The 20,666-nt window shown below is 62.3% G+C and carries 21 protein-coding genes and 1 pseudogene; 11 read left to right on the forward strand and 11 right to left on the reverse strand.

What is annotated here, in order from left to right:
• Positions 1-28 precede the first annotated feature (28 nt).
• Positions 29-247, forward strand: a complete 219-nt coding sequence (locus HU770_RS27050; RefSeq protein WP_077068708.1) for a hypothetical protein — start codon at positions 29-31, stop codon at positions 245-247.
• On the opposite strand, the gene HU770_RS11765 is transcribed toward HU770_RS27050, so the two are convergent.
• Positions 189-1,151, reverse strand: a complete 963-nt coding sequence (locus tag HU770_RS11765) for a LysR family transcriptional regulator (protein ID WP_033702403.1) — start codon at positions 1,149-1,151, stop codon at positions 189-191. The genes HU770_RS27050 and HU770_RS11765 overlap by 59 nt on opposite strands.
• Positions 1,152-1,340: 189 nt before the next feature.
• On the opposite strand from HU770_RS11765, the gene HU770_RS11770 reads away from it, so the two are divergent.
• From HU770_RS11770 to HU770_RS27055, 3 genes and pseudogenes are all read left to right on the forward strand, one after another.
• The gene (locus HU770_RS11770; protein WP_033702402.1) at positions 1,341-2,756 is read left to right on the forward strand and encodes an acetyl-CoA carboxylase biotin carboxylase subunit; all 1,416 of its coding nucleotides are present in this window, start codon (positions 1,341-1,343) and stop codon (positions 2,754-2,756) included.
• A gap of 97 nt (positions 2,757-2,853) precedes the next feature.
• Complete coding sequence (gene oadA / locus HU770_RS11775) at positions 2,854-4,662, forward strand: sodium-extruding oxaloacetate decarboxylase subunit alpha (protein ID WP_033702401.1); 1,809 nt, start codon at positions 2,854-2,856, stop codon at positions 4,660-4,662.
• 140 nt (positions 4,663-4,802) lie between these two features.
• Positions 4,803-4,904: pseudogene (locus HU770_RS27055) on the forward strand (transcriptional regulator); the annotation flags it as partial.
• Between the two features lie 3 nt (positions 4,905-4,907).
• Here HU770_RS27055 and HU770_RS11780 read toward each other — a convergent pair.
• Both HU770_RS11780 and HU770_RS11785 read right to left on the reverse strand, forming a co-directional pair.
• Positions 4,908-5,729 carry an amino acid ABC transporter permease gene (locus HU770_RS11780; protein WP_186663710.1) on the reverse strand — a complete coding sequence of 274 codons (822 nt, stop codon included), beginning with the start codon at positions 5,727-5,729 and terminating at the stop codon, positions 4,908-4,910.
• Positions 5,726-6,547 carry an ABC transporter substrate-binding protein gene (locus HU770_RS11785; protein ID WP_186663711.1) on the reverse strand — a complete coding sequence of 274 codons (822 nt, stop codon included), beginning with the start codon at positions 6,545-6,547 and terminating at the stop codon, positions 5,726-5,728. Before HU770_RS11785 ends, HU770_RS11780 begins: the two co-directional genes overlap by 4 nt.
• Before the next feature lie 105 nt (positions 6,548-6,652).
• Here HU770_RS11785 and HU770_RS11790 point away from each other — a divergent pair, with 105 nt between their 5' ends.
• Positions 6,653-7,552, forward strand: coding sequence for a homocysteine S-methyltransferase family protein (locus tag HU770_RS11790; RefSeq protein ID WP_186655565.1), 900 nt, complete (start codon positions 6,653-6,655; stop codon positions 7,550-7,552).
• On the opposite strand, the gene HU770_RS11795 is transcribed toward HU770_RS11790, so the two are convergent.
• The 3 genes from HU770_RS11795 to HU770_RS11805 are packed head-to-tail and all read right to left on the reverse strand — an operon-like array spanning position 7,553 to position 9,319.
• The gene (locus HU770_RS11795) at positions 7,553-8,224 is read right to left on the reverse strand and encodes a GNAT family protein (RefSeq protein ID WP_033702396.1); all 672 of its coding nucleotides are present in this window, start codon (positions 8,222-8,224) and stop codon (positions 7,553-7,555) included. It abuts the gene before it with no gap.
• A gap of 7 nt (positions 8,225-8,231) precedes the next feature.
• The gene (locus HU770_RS11800) at positions 8,232-8,678 is read right to left on the reverse strand and encodes a GNAT family N-acetyltransferase (protein WP_047582522.1); all 447 of its coding nucleotides are present in this window, start codon (positions 8,676-8,678) and stop codon (positions 8,232-8,234) included.
• Positions 8,679-8,689: 11 nt separating this feature from the next.
• Positions 8,690-9,319, reverse strand: a complete 630-nt coding sequence (locus HU770_RS11805; protein ID WP_033702393.1) for an FMN-binding negative transcriptional regulator — start codon at positions 9,317-9,319, stop codon at positions 8,690-8,692.
• Between the two features lie 89 nt (positions 9,320-9,408).
• On the opposite strand from HU770_RS11805, the gene HU770_RS11810 reads away from it, so the two are divergent.
• On the forward strand, positions 9,409-10,938 hold the full coding sequence (locus tag HU770_RS11810) for a PLP-dependent aminotransferase family protein (protein ID WP_186663712.1): 1,530 nt from the start codon (positions 9,409-9,411) through the stop codon (positions 10,936-10,938).
• Positions 10,939-10,967: 29 nt separating this feature from the next.
• On the opposite strand, the gene HU770_RS11815 is transcribed toward HU770_RS11810, so the two are convergent.
• The 4 genes from HU770_RS11815 to aspA form a co-directional block, all read right to left on the reverse strand.
• On the reverse strand, positions 10,968-12,071 hold the full coding sequence (locus HU770_RS11815) for a polyamine ABC transporter substrate-binding protein (protein ID WP_186663713.1): 1,104 nt from the start codon (positions 12,069-12,071) through the stop codon (positions 10,968-10,970).
• The gene (locus tag HU770_RS11820) at positions 12,071-13,114 is read right to left on the reverse strand and encodes a histone deacetylase family protein (RefSeq protein WP_186655574.1); all 1,044 of its coding nucleotides are present in this window, start codon (positions 13,112-13,114) and stop codon (positions 12,071-12,073) included. Before HU770_RS11820 ends, HU770_RS11815 begins: the two co-directional genes overlap by 1 nt.
• 119 nt (positions 13,115-13,233) lie before the next feature.
• Positions 13,234-14,226: an AraC family transcriptional regulator gene (locus HU770_RS11825; RefSeq protein WP_033702385.1), complete on the reverse strand. Its 993-nt coding sequence runs from the start codon at positions 14,224-14,226 to the stop codon at positions 13,234-13,236.
• A gap of 176 nt (positions 14,227-14,402) precedes the next feature.
• Positions 14,403-15,827 (reverse strand): aspartate ammonia-lyase, encoded by a 1,425-nt coding sequence (aspA, locus tag HU770_RS11830; protein WP_186655577.1) that lies wholly within the window; start codon positions 15,825-15,827, stop codon positions 14,403-14,405.
• A 182-nt stretch (positions 15,828-16,009) separates the two neighbouring features.
• On the opposite strand from aspA, the gene HU770_RS11835 reads away from it, so the two are divergent.
• From HU770_RS11835 to HU770_RS11855, 5 genes are all read left to right on the forward strand, one after another.
• Complete coding sequence (locus tag HU770_RS11835) at positions 16,010-16,942, forward strand: LysR substrate-binding domain-containing protein (RefSeq protein ID WP_077068706.1); 933 nt, start codon at positions 16,010-16,012, stop codon at positions 16,940-16,942.
• Positions 16,943-17,113: 171 nt separating this feature from the next.
• Positions 17,114-17,605 carry a 5-(carboxyamino)imidazole ribonucleotide mutase gene (gene purE, locus HU770_RS11840; RefSeq protein WP_016489856.1) on the forward strand — a complete coding sequence of 164 codons (492 nt, stop codon included), beginning with the start codon at positions 17,114-17,116 and terminating at the stop codon, positions 17,603-17,605.
• A gap of 10 nt (positions 17,606-17,615) precedes the next feature.
• Positions 17,616-18,698, forward strand: a complete 1,083-nt coding sequence (locus HU770_RS11845; RefSeq protein ID WP_186663714.1) for a 5-(carboxyamino)imidazole ribonucleotide synthase — start codon at positions 17,616-17,618, stop codon at positions 18,696-18,698.
• Between the two features lie 96 nt (positions 18,699-18,794).
• The gene (locus HU770_RS11850) at positions 18,795-19,040 is read left to right on the forward strand and encodes a GlsB/YeaQ/YmgE family stress response membrane protein (RefSeq protein ID WP_033702379.1); all 246 of its coding nucleotides are present in this window, start codon (positions 18,795-18,797) and stop codon (positions 19,038-19,040) included.
• Positions 19,041-19,088: 48 nt separating this feature from the next.
• Positions 19,089-19,622, forward strand: coding sequence for a DUF3299 domain-containing protein (locus tag HU770_RS11855; RefSeq protein ID WP_162181159.1), 534 nt, complete (start codon positions 19,089-19,091; stop codon positions 19,620-19,622).
• A 77-nt stretch (positions 19,623-19,699) separates the two neighbouring features.
• Here HU770_RS11855 and HU770_RS11860 read toward each other — a convergent pair whose 3' ends face one another.
• Complete coding sequence (locus HU770_RS11860) at positions 19,700-20,596, reverse strand: D-hexose-6-phosphate mutarotase (RefSeq protein ID WP_186655580.1); 897 nt, start codon at positions 20,594-20,596, stop codon at positions 19,700-19,702.
• Positions 20,597-20,666: the final 70 nt, after the last annotated feature.

Consider the following 20,666-nt stretch of genomic DNA (forward strand, 5'->3'; position numbering starts at 1 on the left):
CTCCCGCATCCTAACTGGGAGACAGGCAATGGCTCGTGACTTCGACGGTACGTACCAACCCAACGCCAAGGCTCGCAAGCAGCAGGAAAAGGATCAGCGCCGGATGGAGTATCGCCGCGCTATCGAAAGCTACTGCGACCAGCGTCAATTGCTCCGTGACTTGGTTGACTACCCTGAGCTGCAAGCGCTCACGGTGTGGCAGACTTCGGCAGCATCTTCCCCGAAAAACGCTCAACAATCGCGCTGATCAGCACCCGTTCGCTGCGGATGAACGCCAAGAATGCCAGGGCCACCGGCGACTGCCGCTTGGCCTTGGCCTGTACCACGCACCAACTGCGGTACAGCGGCAGTTCCTCCACCGGCAACTCTTTGAGCACGCCCGCAGCCAGCTCCATGTTCAAGGCATGGCGGGTGAGCAGGGCAATGCCCAAGCCGGCGATCACGCATTCGCGCTGGGCATCTGCCGATGCCACTTCGAGGGTCTGGGTGAAGTGCACGCGTTTGTCCTTGAAGTATTCCTCACAAGCCTTGCGCGTACCCGAACCTTGTTCGCGGACCAGCAGCGTATGAGGCTCAAGGTCTTGCAGGCGCAGGTGGTCGAGCTTGCACAGCGGATGATCCGGCGGGGCCACGGCGACGATCGGATTGTTCAGAAACGGCAGGAATTCCAGCCCCATGTCCTGCGGCACCATCGACATGATGATCAAATCGTCACGGTTGTCCGAAAGGCGCCGGATCGCCTGGGCGCGGTTGACCACCGTGAGTGTCAGGTTGACCTCCGGGTGGCGCTGCTTGAAGGCGGCGAACAGGTGTGGCACGAAGTACTTGGCACTGGACTCGATCGCCAGTTTCAACTGCCCTTGCAGTGAGCCCTGCATGTCCGACAGCTGCATGTCGAGGCTTTCCAGGCGGCCAAAGATATCCCGGCTGGCACGTTGCAGGGCTTCGGCTGCCTCGGTCAGGTAAAGCTTCTTGCCGACGTACTCGAACAGCGGCTGGCCGATAAGCTCTTCGAGCTGGCGAATCTGTAGACTAACGGCGGGTTGCGTGAGCGCCATTTCCTCGGCCGCACGGCTGTAGGAGCGTAAATCGCACACCTCATTGAAGATCTGCAATTGACGCAAAGTCATACGCATCAAGGACTTACGCATTTTTGTCGCGGCTCCGGCAAAACCTTGTTACGGCACTATAAGCTTTTGCTAATACTGACCCTAACAAATATTGATTTTTGTTTATCGACCTACAGCGCTAGGGTGAATGTGCGACTGGCCAGCAACGTCTGGTCACGCGCCGACCGGTAGAACCGGCTCGACTGTTCCTACGGCTTTGGGAAGACTCCAGTGATAAAAAAAATCCTGATCGCCAACCGAGGTGAAATCGCAGTCCGCATCGTGCGTGCCTGCGCCGAGATGGGCATACGCTCGGTAGCGATCTATTCCGACGCCGACCGTCATGCGCTGCACGTCAAGCGCGCTGACGAGGCCCACAGCATCGGAGCCGAGCCACTGGCCGGTTACCTGAACCCGCGCAAGCTGGTGAACCTCGCTGTCGAAACCGGTTGTGATGCCCTGCACCCAGGTTACGGTTTCTTGTCGGAAAACGCTGAACTGGCAGAGATCTGCGCCGAGCGCGGGATCAAGTTCATCGGCCCGGCTGCCGAAGTCATTCGCCGCATGGGCGACAAGACCGAAGCGCGCCGCGCCATGATCAAGGCCGGCGTACCGGTGACACCGGGCACCGAAGGCAACGTTGCCGATATCCATGAAGCCCTGAGCGAAGGTGACCGCATCGGCTATCCGGTGATGCTCAAGGCCACTTCCGGCGGTGGCGGCCGCGGCATTCGCCGTTGCAACAGCCGTGAAGAACTGGAACAGAACTTCCCCCGCGTGATCTCCGAGGCCACCAAGGCTTTTGGCTCTGCGGAAGTGTTTCTGGAAAAGTGCATCGTCAACCCCAAGCACATCGAGGCGCAGATCCTGGGTGACAGCTTCGGCAGCGTGGTGCACCTGTTCGAGCGCGATTGCTCGATCCAGCGCCGCAACCAGAAGCTCATCGAGATTGCCCCGAGCCCTCAGCTGACTCCCGAGCAGCGCGCCTACATCGGCGACCTCGCGGTGCGTGCAGCCAAGGCCGTGAATTACGAAAACGCCGGTACCGTGGAGTTCTTGCTCGCCGATGGCGAGGTGTACTTCATGGAGATGAACACCCGGGTGCAGGTGGAGCACACCATCACCGAAGAAATCACCGGCCTGGACATCGTTCGCGAGCAGATCCGCATCGCTTCGGGCCTGCCGCTGTCGGTCAAGCAGGAAGACATCCAGCACCGCGGCTACGCGCTGCAGTTCCGTATCAACGCTGAAGACCCGAAGAACAACTTCCTGCCCAGCTTCGGCAAGATCACCCGCTATTACGCACCCGGCGGTCCAGGCGTGCGCACCGACACGGCGATCTACACCGGCTATACCATTCCGCCCTTCTATGACTCCATGTGCCTGAAGCTGGTGGTCTGGGCGTTGACCTGGGAAGAAGCCATGGACCGCGGCCTGCGTGCCCTGGACGACATGCGCGTGCAGGGGGTGAAGACCACTGCTGCGTATTACCAGGAAATCCTGCGCAACCCGGAATTCCGTAGCGGCCAGTTCAACACCAGCTTCGTCGAAAGCCACCCTGAACTGACCAACTACTCGATCAAGCGCAAACCCGAAGAGCTGGCCCTGGCCATCGCCGCCGCCATCGCCGCCCACGCAGGCCTATGAATTCAGCTGCAAGCTGTAAGCGGCAAGCTACAAGTAAAAGCAGACCAGCTTTTCTTGGCGCTTGTAGCTTGAAGCTTGCCGCTATGAGGAGATAACAATGTCCAAGAAAATTCACGTAACCGACACGATCCTGCGCGACGCCCACCAGTCCCTGCTGGCCACCCGCATGCGTACCGAAGACATGCTGCCGATCTGCGACAAGCTCGACAAGGTCGGCTACTGGTCGCTGGAAGTCTGGGGTGGCGCCACCTTCGATGCCTGCGTGCGCTTCCTCAAGGAAGACCCGTGGGAGCGCCTGCGCAAACTGCGCGCCGCACTGCCCAACACCCGCCTGCAAATGCTGTTGCGCGGCCAGAACCTGCTGGGCTACCGCCACTACAGCGATGACGTGGTCAAGGCCTTTGTCGCCAAGGCTGCGGTAAACGGCATCGACGTCTTCCGTGTTTTCGACGCGATGAACGATGTGCGTAACCTGCGCGTGGCCATTGAAGCGGTCAAGGCCGCCGGCAAGCACGCCCAGGGCACCATCGCCTACACCACCAGCCCGGTGCACACCATCGAAGCCTTCGTTAACCAGGCCAAGCAGATGGAAGCCATGGGTTGCGACTCGGTGGCGATCAAGGACATGGCCGGCCTGCTGACCCCGTATGCCACGGGCGAGCTGGTCAAGGCGCTGAAAGCCGAGCAGTCGCTGCCGGTGTTCATCCACTCCCACGACACCGCTGGCCTGGCTGCCATGTGCCAGCTCAAGGCCGTGGAAAACGGCGCCGATCATATCGATACGGCAATCTCCAGCTTCGCCTGGGGCACCAGCCACCCGGGCACCGAGTCGATGGTCGCCGCGCTCAAGGGCAGCGAGTTCGACACCGGCCTGGACCTGGAACTGCTGCAGGAAATCGGCCTGTACTTCTACGCCGTGCGCAAGAAGTACCACCAGTTCGAAAGCGAATTCACAGCGGTGGATACCCGAGTACAGGTCAACCAGGTACCGGGCGGCATGATTTCCAACCTGGCCAACCAGCTCAAGGAGCAGGGTGCCCTCAACCGCATGAACGAAGTGCTGGCGGAAATCCCGCGCGTGCGTGAAGACCTCGGCTTCCCACCGCTGGTAACCCCGACCTCGCAGATCGTCGGCACCCAGGCGTTCTTCAACGTGTTGGCCGGCGAGCGCTACAAGACCATCACCAACGAGGTGAAGCTGTACCTGCAAGGCGGTTATGGCAAGGCCCCAGGCGTGGTCAACGAACAACTGCGCCGCCAGGCGATCGGCAGCGAAGAAGTAATCGACGTGCGCCCGGCCGACCTGCTCAAGCCAGAAATGACCAAGCTGCGTGGCGACATCGGCGCCTTGGCCCGCTGCGAAGAAGACGTGTTGACCTTCGCCATGTTCCCGGACATCGGGCGCAAGTTCCTTGAGGAACGCGAAGCCGGCACCCTGACCCCGGAAGCCCTCTTGCCGATCCCTGAAGCCGGGGCCATCGCCGCACCCGGCGGCGAAGGCGTACCGACCGAGTTCGTCATCGACGTGCACGGCGAAACCTATCGCGTCGACATCACCGGTGTGGGCGTCAAGGCAGAGGGCAAGCGTCACTTCTACCTGTCGATTGACGGCATGCCGGAAGAAGTGGTGTTCGAGCCGCTCAACGAGTTCGTCGGCGGTGGCGGCAGCAAGCGCAAGCAAGCCACCGACCCAGGCCACGTCAGCACCACCATGCCAGGCAACATCGTCGATGTACTGGTCAAGGAAGGTGACATGGTCAAGGCCGGCCAGGCCGTGCTGATCACCGAAGCCATGAAGATGGAGACCGAAGTGCAGGCGGCCATCGCCGGCAAGGTCGTGGCCATCCACGTGGCCAAGGGCGACCGCGTGACGCCGGGCGAGATCCTGATCGAGATCGAAGGTTGATGGAAACCTTCGTTTAACTAGCGGTTTACCTCTGGGGAGCGGATGCTCCCCTTTTTTATGCATTAGATTGCGTATAATGGAAGATAATTGTCAAAAATGTGCATTTTAATGCATATTTTTAGCGTTCAGAACGACTGAACGAACGGGGCGAGGGGAACCCTACCCTCAAATCAATGAATGCGGTACTTCGCCCGTTCGGCTTGCAGATAGGTGTGGTCAGGCGCCAGCGTCAGATCACCTGACCCTCACTGCTGATAGCCCTTGCCAAAGTGCCTTTCCAGCTTGGCCTGCACCAGCTCCAGCAGAATCGACAGCACCCAGTAGATCACCGCTGCAGTCGTCAGCATCTCCAGGTAGCGGTAGCTGGAGCGGCCGTAGGACTGGGCCAGGAACATCACTTCCCACACGCCCATCACCGAAATCAGCGATGAATCCTTGAGCATTGAAATGAACTGGTTCGCGCTCGGCGGGATGATGGTGCGCATGGCCTGGGGCAGGGTGACGTGCCAGAAGATCTGCGCAGGGCGAAGGCCCAGGGCCATTGCTGCCTGACGTTGCCCAGGCGCCACACCGAGGATGCCGGCGCGGAAAATTTCGCTGAGGTAGGCGCCATAGTTCAGCGACAGGGCAATGATGCCGGCGCTGATGGCCCCAGGGACCACGCCCAGCTGCGGCAGGCCCAGGTAGATCAACAGGATCTGGATCAGCAGTGGCGTGCCACGGAAAAACGACGTGTAGAAGCTGGCGATGCCCAACAGCACCGCGCTGCTCGACAGCCGTGCCAGCGCGGCGGCGAAGCCCAGTGCCACGGAAACCACTATCGAGCACAGGCACAGGAACAGGGTCAGTGCCGCGCCTTGCAAAAAGCCATTCGGCCCCAGCTTGAACCCCGCCAGATACGGGAACTTTTCGACAATGATCGAAAACTTCAAGTCAAAGCTGAGGAAGAACGCGGCAAACAGCACAAACAACCCGACCCAGGTCAGGTACAGGCGTGTGCGAAAGCCGAACAGTTGTGTGCCCGACGCTTTGGCGGCGGGACGCGGGGCAGGTTGTTGAGCACTCATTTACTGATATCGGCGCCGATCCATTTCTGTGACAGCTTGGCCAAGGTGCCGTCGGCCTTCAGCTCGGCGAATACCTGACGCAGCTTGGCATCCCACTCGGGGTCGCCTTTTTCAATCGCCACCGAATTGGGTTCTTCGTACAGCGGCGCACCGGCCAATTTGAAGCGCTTGTCCTGATCCAGGCGCGGCTGGGCGGTGACCAGGTTGGTCAGGATGGCATCCAGGCGCACACCTGCGCCCAGGCCCAGGTCCTGGAAGGCGACGTTGTCAGTGTCATAAGGGGCGATCTGCACCATCTCGAAGGGATAGTCGATCTTCTTGTCCTCATCACCCTCGATGACCAGGTTCTTGTTCAAGTAGCTCTCGTAGCTGGAGGCGCTGGTCAGGCCGACCTTCAGGCCGTCCAGGTCTTTGGCCGAATGGATGCGTTCGTCCTTGGCGTTGACCACGATCACCGCCGGCGAGGCGTAGTACTCCACCGGGAAGTCAAACACCTCGGCGCGCGCCTTGCTTGGGGTCATGGAGCACACACAAAGGTCATAACGTCCGCTCCAGCGCCCTGCAGCAATCACATCCCAGGAGGGTGTTTCCAGGCGCAGCTTGACGCCCAGCTTGTCGACGACGGCCTTGGCCACATCCACGTCGAAACCATCCAGCTGGTTCTGATCGTTCAGAAACGAGAACGGCGGATAGCTTTCCATCAGCACGTTGACCATTTCCTTGCGCGCTTGCACTCGGTCCAGCGTGGCACCGGCGAAGGCCTGAGTGGTGGCACACAGGGCGATGAGGCCGGTGCCGAGCAAGGGAAGCAAGCGCATGGAGGTACCTGAAAAAGTTGTTGGACAATCCGTTTCGGGTATTTAATAGTTATAACAAGTTACACACTAATGAATTTTATTTATAAACATATAAGTGATAGGCATATGGGCGAACGATCGCTGGTAATTCTGGATGGCGGTATGGGGCGAGAGCTGCAGCGTCGTGGTGCGCCGTTCCGGCAGCCCGAATGGTCAGCGTTGGCCTTGAGCGAAGCACCTGAAGCGGTGGTGGCGGTGCATGCGGCGTATATCGAGGCCGGGGCGCAGGTCATCACCAGCAACAGCTATGCGGTTGTGCCGTTCCATATTGGGGAAGCGCGCTTCGCCCAGGAAGGGCGCGCATTGGCCGCAACGGCAGGGCAACTGGCCCGTGCCGCAGCCGATGCGGCTGCCGTACCTGTTCGTGTTGCCGGGTCGTTGCCGCCGCTGTTCGGCTCTTACCGCCCGGACCTGTATCAGCCGGAGCGGGTCAGCGAAGTACTGACACCGCTCCTGGCAGGGCTGGCGCCTTATGTGGACCTGTGGTTGGCCGAAACCCAGAGCTCGATTGAAGAAGTGCGGGCCATCAGCTCGCACCTGCCGCAGGACGGCAGGCCGTTCTGGGTGTCGTTCACCCTTGAAGATGAAGGCGTCGTGGACGTGCCGCGCCTGCGCTCCGGGCAGACCGTTGCCGCGGCAGCCGAAGCGATTGCCGAGCTGGGTGTCAGTGCGTTGTTGTTCAACTGCAGCCAGCCCGAAGTGATCGGTGCTGCGCTGGATGTTGCGCGCGAGGCTTTCGAGCGCTTGGGCGTGGACATCGCCATTGGCGCTTACGCCAATGCCTTCCCCCCGCAACCCAAGGACGCCACCGCCAACGATGGCCTGGATGAGCTGCGCGAAGACCTCGACCCGCCGGGTTATCTGAGCTGGGCCAGCAGCTGGCGCCAACGCGGTGCCAGCCTGCTCGGCGGTTGCTGTGGTATCGGCCCGGAGCACATTGCAGAACTCAGGGCCAAGCTGGCCTGATCACGCGTTGCGGCAGGCTTCCAGCGTCCTGGCTTGCCCTTCAGGGCGTTGGTTGTCGGCACTCAGCCAGCGCTCGAACCCCGCCGCTACCGTTGGCCACTCGTCATCGGTGATCGAGTACCACGCGGTATCCCGGTTGTGGTCCTTGACCACCAGGTGTTTGCGGAACACCCCCTCATAGACAAAGCCGAACCGCTGCGCCGCGCGCTTGGAGCGGGCATTGGCGTTGTTGCACTTCCACTCGAGCCTGCGGTTGCCCAGCTCGAAACCCAGCTTGCCCAGCAGGTACACCGCTTCGGTCCCCTTTGGCGTGCGCTGCATGGCGGCGCCGAAGGCGATGTGGCCGATCTCGATGCGGCCATGGTCGGGCACGATCGACATCAGGCTGAGAATGCCTTGGGCCTGGCCGGTAGGGCGGTCGATAACGGTGTAGAACAACGGATCAAGGCTGGCGGCATGGCCTTGCAGCCAACGGTCGAAGGCGCCGCGTTCGGGGAATGGGCCATAGGGCAGGTAATCCCACAGGGCCGGGTCGGCTTGCGGGCCTTGCAAGACGTTCCACAGGTCGTCGCCGTGACGTGCCGGGTCGAGTTTTTCAAGGCGGATGAAGCGGCCCTCGATGGTGTCTGCCGTGGGTGCCTTGGCGGGTTTCCAGTTCAGTGCGTCGGTCATGTCGTGGCTACAACCCTTTGCGGAATTGAATGAAGCCCGGCCGCTCGGCAACCTGCTGGTACAGGCTGATGGCGGTGGCGTTGGTTTCGTGGGTCAGCCAGTGCACCTTGGCACAGCCGGCCGCCTTGGCGGTGGCGTAGACATGCTCGATCAGCTGGCGACCGATGCCCAGGCCGCGTTGCGTGCCATCCACATAGAGGTCCTGCAGGTAGCACGAGTTCTCGATGCTCCAGTTGGAACGATGGTAGATCCAGTTGACCATCCCCACTGCCTTGCCATCGACCCAGGCCAGGGCAGAGTGGGTCGGCTCGTGGCTGTCCAGCAGGCGCTGCCAGGTGCTGGTGCTGACCGCTTCGGGCAATTCGGTCTCATAGAAGCGCAGGTAAGCCTGCCACAGGGCAAGCCAGGCGGGATGGTCGTTGGCGCTGACGGGGCGCAGAGTGACGCTGGGCATGGGCTTTTCCTTCAGAGTTGGCGCATGTGCGCTGCAAGTTGGTTGTCCTGGTAGTCGGCACTGTCGCCGAGGCTTTGACGCACCCCGGCGATGTCCTCGGCCGAACGGTTCTGGCTGAGCTTGCGGGCCCCTTGCAGGCGCGTGATCGGCAGGCGAATGCCGACAATGGCGCGGAGCATGCCTTCAAGGTAGTCGCTGGGGGCGTCGGACACTTTCCAGGGTTCGCTGCGGCCGTGCTCATGGCGCTCGGTCAGGCGGCTGACGATCTGCAGCAGCGGCTCGGCCTCGTGTATGACTTCGACTGGGCCATAGGCGTGCACCGCCAGGTAGTTCCAGGTGGGGACCACCTTGGGGTTGTCGGCCTTGCTGGGGTAATAGCTCGGGCTGACATAGGCGTCGGCACCGGGGAACACCAGCAGCGCTTCAGCGCCTTGCTGCAGGTCTTGCCACTGAACGTTGGCCCGGGCCAGGTGCGCGTAGACCGTGCCAAACTCGCCTTGCTGGGTGTCGACCAGGACGGGCAGGTGGGTCGCCTGCAAGCCGTGTTCACCGTGGCTGATGAGGACGGCGAGGCGCGTATCGGCCATGTGCCGGTGCAGGCGTGCTAGGTCATGTTCCTGGTGGGGCTTGCTGTTGTACATGGCGGGTTCCTTGTCGAATGGCTCCATCCTAGGCAGGCTATTGGTTCTGTGTAAGATCCATTTATGGCTGATTTGATAGGTCCAATACGGTGAACAAGCGCCCCCTCATATTGCCTTTCGACCCGGCTGGCATCGTGCTCGACCGCCGCCGCGGGCTCAGCCAGCAGCTCTACCAGGCCTTGCGTGCGCGGGTGTTGGATGGGCGCCTGAGCAGTGGTACGCGATTGCCGGCCAGCCGTGACTTGGCGGCGATACTGGCGCTGTCGCGCAACAGCGTGGTGCGTGCCTATGACCAGTTGTATGCCGAGGGGTATATCGAAAGCCGGGTGGGCGACGGCACCTATGTGATTCAGCTTGAAAAACTATCCACACAACTGTCCACAGGGTTATCCCTAGGGTTATCAACAGGTTTATCCACATTTTCTTTAGAAAATGCTGAGGATTTATCCAGCTCTGAGCGCTCCAGCGAGGCGCTTGAGCGTCTGAAAAGTAACCACTTGCCCGTTCCTAGAAGTGGCGCCCCACGTGCGTTCAGGGTCGGCATCCCTGCCTTCGATCTGTTCCCGTTTGACGTGTGGGCCAAGCTGCAAGCGGCTTTCTGGCGTAACCCGGACCCTGCGCAGCTGGGTTACGGTGACCCGGCGGGTGAGCTGCAGCTTCGCGAGCTGATCGCGGCCTATCTGCGGCGTTCACGGGGCCTTTCGTGCACGGCTGAACAAATTGTGATCACCAGTGGTGCACAGCAGGCCATCAGCCTTTGTGCACAGTTGCTGTTGCAGCCTGGCGAGGGGGTAGCTGTGGAAAACCCTGGCTATCGGGCCGCTGGGCATACCTTTGCCGTGGCAGGGGGCAAGGTGATGGGCGTACCGGTGGATGAAGAGGGCATGGACTGTGAGCGCCTCGTACAACTGGCGGACTGCCGCCTGGCCTACGTCACGCCGGCGCATCAGTACCCCACCGGGGTGACCATGAGCCTGGCGCGACGCCTGGCATTGCTGGCCTGGGCCGAGCGCAACGATGGCTGGATCATCGAAGACGATTACGATGGGGAGTACCGCTACAGCGGTGCACCATTGGCACCGCTGGCGGCGCTGGACCGACAGGGGCGGGTGCTGTACGTCGGCACGTTCGGCAAAATTGCCTTTCCCGCGTTGCGTCTGGGCTACCTGGTGTTGCCTGCGCGCTTGGTACAGGCGTTCAGCCAAGGGCGGGCGCTGGCCATGCGGCATTCGGAAGTGGGCAGCCAGTGCGTGATGGCCGAGTTCATGGCCCAGGGGCATTTCCAGCGCCACATCCGGCGTATGCGCCGGGCGGCGTTGAGCCGGCGCAATGTACTCAAGGCTGGTTGGCCGCTGGATGTGCCTGGGTTGGGTGGTATGCCGGAAGTCGCGGCGGGGCTGCATGTGAAGGTGGATGTGGATAACTTTGCGCGCGAGCAAGAACTGGTCGCCACGGCAGAAGCGGTAGGGGTTGAGGTAAATCCGCTGAGTAGCTATTGGCTGGAGGACAGCCAGGTGGCTGTGGATAACCGTGCGGGGTTGGTGCTGGGGTTTGCCGCAGTGCCGGAGGCCGACATTGCCAATGCGCTGATGCGCTTGCGCCGGGCCTGGAAAAAGTGAGCGGGGCCGCCTAGCGACCCCGCCACGGCTCAGGTGCCGGACTTGATGCGGGTCCAGGCTCTGGTGCGCGCCCGTTCGGCATCACGTGGCAGTGGTTTGAGGGTGTACAGCTTGGCCATCGCCTCTGCCGTCGGGTACAGGTTGGGGTTATTGCGAATCGCTGGGCTGACCTTGTCGGTCGCGTCCTTGTTCGGGTTCGGGTACCCGACAAAGTCGCTGATCGGCGCTATCACCTCGGGGCGCAGCAGGTAGTTGATGAACGTGTGAGCCTCTTGCGGGTTGGCGGCGTTTTTCGGAATCGCCAGCATGTCGAACCAGATCGGCGCACCTTCCTTGGGCAGGCGCATGTCGACCACCACGCCGTTCTTCGCATCGTGAGCCCGATTGGCGGCTTGCGAGAAGCTGCCGCTGTAGCCCACCGCCACGCAGATATCGCCATTGGCGATGTCGGCCATGTATTTGGAAGAGTGGAAGTAGGTGATGTGCGGACGAATCTTGAGCAACAGCGCCTCGGCCTTCTTGTAGTCGTCGGGCTTGGCGCTGTTGGGGTCCAGCCCCAGGTACTTGAGGGCCAGCGGCAGAATCTCGGAAGGCGAATCGAGCAGGGCAACGCCACACTGCTTGAGCTTGGCGATGTTCTCTTCCTTGAAGATCAGGTCCCAGCTGTCCACGGGTGCGTTTTCACCGAGCGCCGCCTTGACCTTCGCCGGATTGAAGCCGATCAGCACGGTGCCGTACATGTAGGGCACGGCAAACGTGTTGCCGGGGTCGTTGGCTTCGATCAGCTTCATCAGGGCCGGGTCCAGGTGTTGCCAGTTCGGCAGCTTGCTGCGGTCCAGCGGCTGGAACACACCGGCTTCGATCTGCTTGGCCAGGAACACGTTGGACGGCACCACCACGTCATAGCCGGAGTTACCGGTAAGCAGTTTGGCTTCCAGCGCCTCGTTGGTGTCGAAAATGTCGTAGATCAGCTTCACGCCGCTGTCTTTCTGGAAGTCGACCAAGGTCTGCGGGGTGATGTAGTCGAACCAGTTGTAGACGCGCAAGGTACGCTGCTCGGCCTGGGCCTGCAGGGCACCGGTGAACAGGGTGGCAGCGATTAACGGGGCGAGCAGACGCTTGAGTCGGGCCATTACCGGGCTCCTGGCTGGGCGTGCTGGAAGCCTTCCAGCACATTGACCGCGTTGATACCGATTTCTTCCACAGCGTAGCCGCCTTCCATCACGAACAGGGTGGGCTTGCCGAGCTGGGCGATGCGCTTGCCCATCGCCAGGTAGTCCGGGCTGTCCAGCTTGAACTGCGAGATAGGGTCGTCCTTGAAGGTGTCCACGCCCAGCGATATCACCAGCACATCGGCGTCGTAGTCGGCGATGCGCTGGCAGGCGTCCTCCAGTGCGGCGCTCCAGGCTGCCCAGTCACTGCCGGCCGGCAAAGGGTAGTTGATGTTGCAGCCTTCGCCGGCCCCTTCGCCGGTTTCGTCGGCGTAACCGAGGAAGAACGGGAACTCGGCTTGCGGGTCGCCATGAATCGAGGCAAACAACACATCGTTGCGGGCGTAGAAGATGTCCTGGGTGCCGTTACCGTGGTGGTAGTCGACGTCGAGGATGGCGACTTTGCGGCGGCCCTGGTCAAGGAAGGCCTGGGCGGCGATGGCGGCATTGTTGAGGTAGCAGTAGCCGCCCATGACTTCGGCGGCGGCATGATGCCCTGGTGGGCGACACAGGGCGAATGCCGAATGAGCGCCTTGCTGGATCGCCGCCTGGGCGGTGAGTGCGACCTGGGCGGCGCTGTAGGCAGCCTGCCAGGTACCGGCGGTGATCGGTGCGCCTGCGTCGAAGCTGTAGTAGCCGAGTTCACCATGCAGGCCGGTGGGTTTTACCTGGCGCAGGGTGCGGGCTGGCCAGGTGAAGGGCAGCAGGTCGCCGTCGTGGCCCAGTGCGGCCCAGCGCGCCCAGGCGCCCTCGAAGAAGTCCAGGTAATCGGCGCTGTGGATTCGCAGCAGCGGTGCGCGGCCGAAGTCGGTCGGGCCCTGTACATCGCCGAGCTGGCGTTTGTTCACTTGATCGAGCACATGGTCGGCGCGCGAGGGCATTTCGAAGCAGGGCATCAGCTTGCCGTCGATCAGCTCGCAGCGGCCGTGGTGCAGGCGGTGGTCATCGGAATAGATCGTCAGCATTGTTGTTCTCCGGTTGAACTGGCGTGGGCCCATTTTCAGTGCAGGCCCTGCCTGGGAGAACGACGCAAACGGCCAAAAGGGGATCGATGTGGCCAAGCTCGCTGGCCACTTTTGCGGGCTTACCCGCGAAAATGGCTAGGCGCCACTCCGCTCCAGCGTTGGAAGGCATGGCGGAAGCTGGCCGTTTCGCTGAACCCCAAGGTTTCGGCAATGCGGTAGATCGGCATGTGCTCATCGGCCAGCAACTGCTTGGCCCGCTCGAAGCGCAGTTCATCGAGCAACTGTTGATAACTGCTGCCCAGTGCCTGCAGGTGCCGGCGCAAGGTCCGCGATGAGCAGTTCATCTGCCGCGCCAGGCCCTCAAGCCCGGGTGCTGCATCCAGTTGTTGGGCCAGTAGTTGGCGAATCCGCCCGAGCCAGGCCTGGCGCCCTGTGAACTCCAGGTTCAGGCGCCGGCAGCGCTCGCCCATGGCTTTATGGGTGATGGGGTCGGCCAGCGGTAGCGGCATGTCCAGCCAACGCCGTTCGAAGGCAAAGGCGTTGTCCTCGGCAGCGAAGCCGATCGGGCACTGGAAGGCACGGGTATAAAGGCTGTGGTAGCCCGGCCGGGCATGTTCGAAACGGGTGCCGAGCAGCGGCAGTGGGCGGCCAAGCAAGTCGTCGCAGATCACTTTCAGCGAGACCAGGCAGAACTCGGCGTTGAAGGCGGTCAGCGCGGGGCTGTCACGGTAGTCACTGGCGCTGAGCCAGACGCGCTGGCCATCGTCGATCAGGCGTAGCTCGAAGACTGTTCCCAGCAGTGCCGGAAAGCGCAGCGCCAGGCGCAGGGCGTCACCCAAAGTGGCACTGGAGAGCAGGGCGTAACCGAGCATGCCATAGCACGACACATGCATGCGCTGGCCCAGCTCCAGGCCGATGTCTTCACGCCGAGCAACGGCATTGGCACACACTTGCAGCTCTTGCTGGGTGGTGATGCGTGCGTCGGCATGCCCCAGGTCCGCCGGGCCGATGCCGCTGCCGGCCAGCAAGGCCGCCGCCTCGCAACCCTCTGCCTGGAAGACGTTGAGGATCAGCGAAACCGCGTTGAGGGTGGTCAGGTGGCTGTGCAGCATGCTCGGTATCCCGTTGGGTGGGATGCATTATGGAGCAAGTTGTGTGCCGGGATGCGCGGGTTGCACGGCGGCTCGAAACGCGCAGGCAAAAAAAAGGCCCGAAGCATGCGCTCGGGCCTTTGAAAGGTTGAGAGGTGTCTAGTCCCTCGACCTGGTGAGACAGGTGAAGCGGTCGGTTACGCCTTCAGCGGAACCAGACGCGGTGCGATCATGTTTTCCGGACGCAGGATGTCGTTGAGCATCTCTTCGTCCAGCAGCTTCTCTTCGCGCACCAGTTCCAGCACACCGCGGCCTGTTTCCAGGGCAACGCGGGCGATACGGGTGGCGTTTTCGTAGCCGATGTAAGGGTTCAGGGCGGTGACCAGGCCGATCGAGTGCTCGACCAGTTCACGGCAGCGCTGTTCGTTGGCAGTGATGCCGACGATGCAGTGCTCGCGCAGCATGTCCATGGCGCGCTGGAGCAGGCGGATCGAGTCGAAGATCTTGTAGGCGATCAGCGGCTCCATCACGTTCAGCTGCAGCTGGCCACCTTCGGCGGCGACGGTCAGGGCCAGGTCGTTGCCCATGATGGCGAAGGCCACCTGGTTGACGGCTTCCGGGATAACCGGGTTGACCTTGCCTGGCATGATCGAGCTGCCTGGCTGACGCGCTGGCAGGTTGATCTCGTTGATGCCGGTACGCGGTCCGCTGGACAGCAGGCGCAGGTCGTTGCAGATCTTCGACAGCTTGACCGCGGTACGCTTGAGCATGCCGGAGAACAGCACGAAGGCGCCCATGTCGGAGGTGGCTTCGATCAGGTCGGCAGCCGGTACCAGCGGCTGGCCGCTGATGGTCGCCAGGCGCTGAACAGCCAGCAGCTGGTAGCCAGGGTCGGCGTTGATGCCGGTACCGATGGCGGTACCACCCAGGTTGATTTCGGTCAGCAGCTCTGGCGCCAGCGAACGCAGACGGTTGAGGTCTTCGGTCATGGTGGTGGCGAAGGCGCGGAATTCCTGGCCCAGGGTCATCGGCACGGCGTCCTGCAGCTGGGTGCGGCCCATCTTCAGTACGTGGTCGAATTCCTTGCCCTTGGCAGCGAAGGCCTGGATCAGGCTGTCGAGGCTGGCGAGCAGGGCGTCATGACCCAACAGCAGGCCCAGACGGATAGCGGTCGGGTAGGCGTCGTTGGTCGACTGCGCCATGTTCACGTCGTTGTTCGGGTGCAGGTACTGGTACTCACCCTTCTGGTGGCCCATGGCCTCCAGCGCAATGTTGGCGATGACTTCGTTGGCGTTCATGTTGGTAGAGGTACCAGCACCGCCTTGAATCATGTCCACCACGAACTGCTCGTGGTAGTCGCCCTTGATCAGTCGTCCGCAAGCGGCGCTGATGGCGGCGTGCTTGGCATCGCTCAGGTGCCCCAGCTCTCGGTTGGCGTCAGCAGCTGCCTGCTTGACCATCGCCAGGCCGACTACCAGTTTCGGGTAGTGCGACAGCGGAACACCGGAGAGGTGGAAGTTGTTGGCAGCGCGCAGGGTCTGGATGCCGTAGTAGGCATCAGCAGGAACTTCAAGGGTACCCAGCAGATCTTTTTCGACGCGGAACGATGCAGCGGAAGACATGATGTATATCATCTCGAATTTGACCCGGCACATGCCGGAATGGCGCTAATCCTAGGCCTGAAGAGGATTTTGCGGCCAATGCTGTTGCACGCTAACCTATGCACAAACGGCATAGTGTTTCATGTGACGCCAATTGACATTCGAGCGTGTTCCATTTTGGTGCATGCCGGGAGATGTGCTTCGTGAACCTGGAAAGCAAATGGCTGGAAGACTTCAGCGCGCTGGCCGCCACCCGCAGTTTTTCGCAGGCGGCAGAACGGCGTTTCGTCACTCAACCGGCCTTCAGTCGACGTATTCGCAGCCTGGAAGCAGCCTTGGGCCTGCAGCTGGTGAACCGTTCCCGCACGCCGATTGAGCTGACCGAGGCCGGGCAGCTTTTTCTGGTCACGGCGCGTACCGTTGTCGACCAGTTGGGCGAAATTCTGCGCCATTTGCATCACCTTGAAGGTGGCCAGGGCGAAGTTGTCCAAGTGGCAGCAGCACACTCCTTGGCCTCGGGGTTTTTCCCGCGGTGGGTTGCCCAGTTGCGCAACGATGGCCTGAACATCGCCACCCGCCTGGTTGCGACTAACGTCGGGGATGCGGTGCATGCCCTGCGTGAAGGGGGTTGCGACCTGATGCTGGCCTTCTATGACCCGGACGCCGCGCTGCAGATGGACGCCGAAATCTTCCCCTCGCTGCACATGGGCAACACCGAAATGTTGCCGGTGTGTGCCGTCGATGCTGGCGGGCAGCCATTGTTCGACCTGGAAGGCGAGGGCAGCGTGCCGCTGCTGGCCTATACCGCCGGCGCCTTCCTCGGCCGGTCGGTCAACCTGCTGCTGCGCCAGCGCAACCTGCGCTACACCACCGTTTATGAAACCGCCATGGCCGACAGCCTCAAGAGCATGGCGCTGGAAGGCATGGGCATCGCCTGGGTGCCACGCCTGTCGATGCGCGGCGAACTGGAACGGGGCGAGCTGGCGATCTGTGGTGGCAGCCAATGGCATGTCCCCCTGGAAATCCGCCTGTACCGCTGCGCCCTGGTGCGCAAGGCCAACGTGCGCTTGCTGTGGCGCAAGCTCGAAGGTGCAGCGGCGGTTGACCCAAAAGTCAGCCAAAGCCCCGAAAAATAGGGCCGACAGTTGGTCGCCGGGGGTGCCAGCATCGCCCTGGGTTACGGTATACTGCGCGGCCTTTCGACCGGATAGCTCCGGTCCTGATCAGCAAACAAGCCACGCCGGTCGTCCCGCGTGGCTTGTTGTTTTTTGACGCGCCCAAGGGCGCACAAGCGAAGAGGCTCGACGATGAGTGCACTGGTTGGCGTGATCATGGGCTCCAAGTCCGATTGGTCCACCCTTAGCCACACCGCCGATATGCTGGAAAAACTCGGCATTCCCTACGAAGTGAAGGTGGTTTCCGCCCACCGTACTCCGGATCTGCTGTTCCAGTATGCCGAAGAGGCCGAAGGCCGTGGCATCGAGGTGATCATCGCCGGTGCCGGTGGCGCAGCCCACCTGCCAGGCATGTGCGCCGCCAAGACCCACCTGCCGGTGCTGGGCGTGCCGGTCCAGTCGTCGATGCTGTCGGGCGTCGATTCGCTGCTGTCGATCGTGCAGATGCCTGCCGGCGTACCGGTCGCGACCCTGGCCATCGGCCGGGCTGGCGCGATCAACGCGGCACTGCTGTCGGCGAGCATCCTGGGCGCCAAGTACCCGCAGTACCACGCGGCGCTCAAGCAGTTCCGCACGGAACAGACCGACACCGTGCTGGACAATCCAGACCCGCGCCAGGCTTGAGGCTGACCCCATGAAGATCGGTGTAATCGGTGGTGGCCAGCTCGGCCGCATGCTGGCTCTGGCGGGTACTCCGCTGGGCATGAACTTCGCTTTCCTCGACCCGGCACCTGATGCTTGCGCCGCGCCGCTGGGCGAGCACCTGCGCGCCGACTACGGTGACCAGGACCATCTGCGCCAGCTGGCCGACGAAGTCGACCTGGTGACCTTCGAGTTCGAAAGCGTTCCGGCCGAGACCGTAGCGTTTCTCTCGCAGTTCGTCCCGGTCTACCCCAGTGCCGAGGCACTGCGCATTGCCCGTGACCGGTTGTTCGAGAAGAGCATGTTCCGCGACCTGGGCATCCCCACCCCGGCCTTCGCCGACATTCTCTCCCAGGCCGACCTGGACGCGGCAGTCGCCAGCATCGGCCTGCCGGCCGTGCTCAAGACCCGCACCCTGGGCTACGACGGCAAGGGTCAGAAGGTCTTGCGCAGCGCTGAAGACGTGGTCGATACCTTCGCCGAGCTGGGCAGCGTGCCCTGCCTGCTGGAAGGCTTCGTGCCGTTCACCGGCGAAGTCTCGCTGGTGGCCGTGCGTGGCCGCGACGGTGAAACCCGCTTCTATCCGTTGGTGCACAACACCCACGACAGGGGCATCCTGCGCCTGTCGGTGGCCAGCGCAGCGCACCCGCTGCAGGCCCTGGCCGAAGACTACGTCGGCCGCGTGCTGCAGCAGCTGGACTACGTGGGCGTGATGGCCTTCGAGTTCTTCGAAGTCGACGGTGGCCTGAAGGCCAACGAAATCGCCCCGCGTGTGCACAACTCCGGGCACTGGACCATCGAAGGCGCCGAGTGCAGCCAGTTCGAGAACCACCTGCGTGCCGTGGCCGGCCTGCCGCTGGGTTCAACCGCCAAGGTCGGTGAGAGCGCCATGCTCAACTTCATCGGCGAAGTGCCAGCGGTGGACAAGGTGGTTGCCATCGGCGACTGCCACCTGCACCACTACGGCAAGGCTTTCAAGGTCGGGCGCAAGGTTGGCCATGCCACCCTGCGCTGCCATGACATGGCCACCCTCGAGCGCAAGATCGCCGAGGTAGAGGCTTTGATCGCCAGCTGATCGAACTTCTGCGTGCTACCTGCCCTCTGAAATGGCAACAAGTCAAAGCGCTGTCTAGGCTTTGGCTTGTTCCATTTTCACTGCAGAGGGATTGCCATGGGCATCATCGGGACCATCTTCATAGGCCTTATCGTCGGGCTGCTGGCGCGTTTCATCAAGCCAGGGGACGACAGCATGGGCTGGATCATGACCATCCTGCTGGGTATCGCAGGCTCCTTGCTCGCCACCTACGGCGGCCAGGCGCTGGGCATTTATCAGGCCGGGCAGGCGGCAGGTTTCTTGGGGGCACTGGTCGGTGCCGTCGTCCTTCTGGTGATCTACGGATTGATCAGAAAGCGCTGAATACCGTTTAGAATGCCCGGCAATTCATCCGAGTTGCCGAGCATTGCCATGCGTGCCTTTTTTCTCATCCCCTTGCTTCTGGCCAGCACCCTGGCCCGTGCCGAGCTGCCTGAAACCGACTGGCTGGAGCTGATGCCCAAGTCGGACCAGAAGGCTCTCGAACAGATGCCCGAAATCGATCACGACTCGCCGGAGGCCCTGGGCACCTTCACCGACAAAGGCGGCCTCAAGCAGAGCAAGGGCTTGCCGGCGGTGATGTACTCGACCAAGACCGTGGCGGCCATGAACGGCAAGGACATCCGCCTGGGCGGCTACCCGGTGCCGCTGGAAAGCGATGCCAAGGGCAACAGTACCTTGTTCTTCCTGGTGCCATACCCTGGCGCGTGCATCCATGTGCCGCCACCGCCACCGAACCAGCTGGTGCTGGTGCGTTATCCGAAGGGGCTGAAGATCGATGACATCTACACGCCGCTGTGGGTCAGCGGGGCGTTGAAGGTGGAGAAGGTCAGCAACGACCTGGCCGATGCAGCCTATGCCCTGGATGCGCAGAAGGTGAGGGTGGTGGAAGAAGCTGATCTCTGAGGTTGCCTGTACCGGCCTCTTCGCGGTGCGGCGATCCGACTTGCCCCGCGAAGAGGCCGGCAAAGTCACCGCAAGGCTCAGATGGCTTCACTGCCGATACTGACACTCAGCGAGCAAGTCGCCCCAGGCCTCAGTTCCACCACGTCATCCCACACATTGGCCGTCTCGATGCACAGCATCCGCTGCCATCCGTCATCGGCCATGTCCGCCAGCTCCTGGGCCCGCTCGGTCCACGGGTTCCAGATCACCGCCGAGCGTGAGCCGCTGCTGGTCAAGGTAATCCGCCGCTGCCAATGCGGGTCGACAATGCTCAGGGTTTGCGGGGTGGCGAGGTAAATTCGGTCGGTCTCCCCGGCAAACCCCAGCGGCCCTTGCTGCTGGCGCTGTTCCCAGTCAGCCAGGGTCTCGATATAGCCCAGCCCCTCGACCCCTTCGACCCGCGCCTGGCGCACATCGCTCACCGCAAAGTAGCTGTGCAGGGCCTGGCTGAGGGTGACAGGGGTATTGCCCATGTTGCGGCTGGTCAGGCTCAGCGCCAGGCGCTCGCCGAGTTCCACCACCAGTTTCAGCTGCACATCATGGGGCCAGCCGGGCAGGTCGCCCTGGGCTTCGGGCAGTTCGAACTCGATGCGCAGGCCATCGCCCACTTCCTCGATACCCAGCAACTGCCAGTCGCGCGCGCGCGCCAGGCCGTGGGCGGGCGCTTGCTCGCCGCGGTACATGGCCTGCACGGCCTGGGGGTTGCGCTGCAGGTTGCCGAACCAGGGCCAGCACACCGGTACACCGGCGCGTACCGATTTGCCCTGGCGGAAAATGGCCTGATCGCTCAGCCACAGCAGCGGCGGTTCGCCCACACGCTGGTAGCTGAGGATCTGCGCGCCCTGCTGGGCGATCAGTAGTTCGGCCCGCTCGCTGGTGATGCGCCAGCAGTTGAGTTCGCCGTGTTGCTCGGTGTCGACCTTGAAGGTAGCCATTGCGTTCGTCTCATTGATTGCCAGTGGGCCTTGGACCCGGGCACATGCAATGAGTTTACCGCTGGCCGGG

This window comes from Pseudomonas sp. SWRI68, from assembly GCF_014269165.1.
GTDB classification, from domain to species: domain Bacteria; phylum Pseudomonadota; class Gammaproteobacteria; order Pseudomonadales; family Pseudomonadaceae; genus Aquipseudomonas; species Aquipseudomonas capeferrum.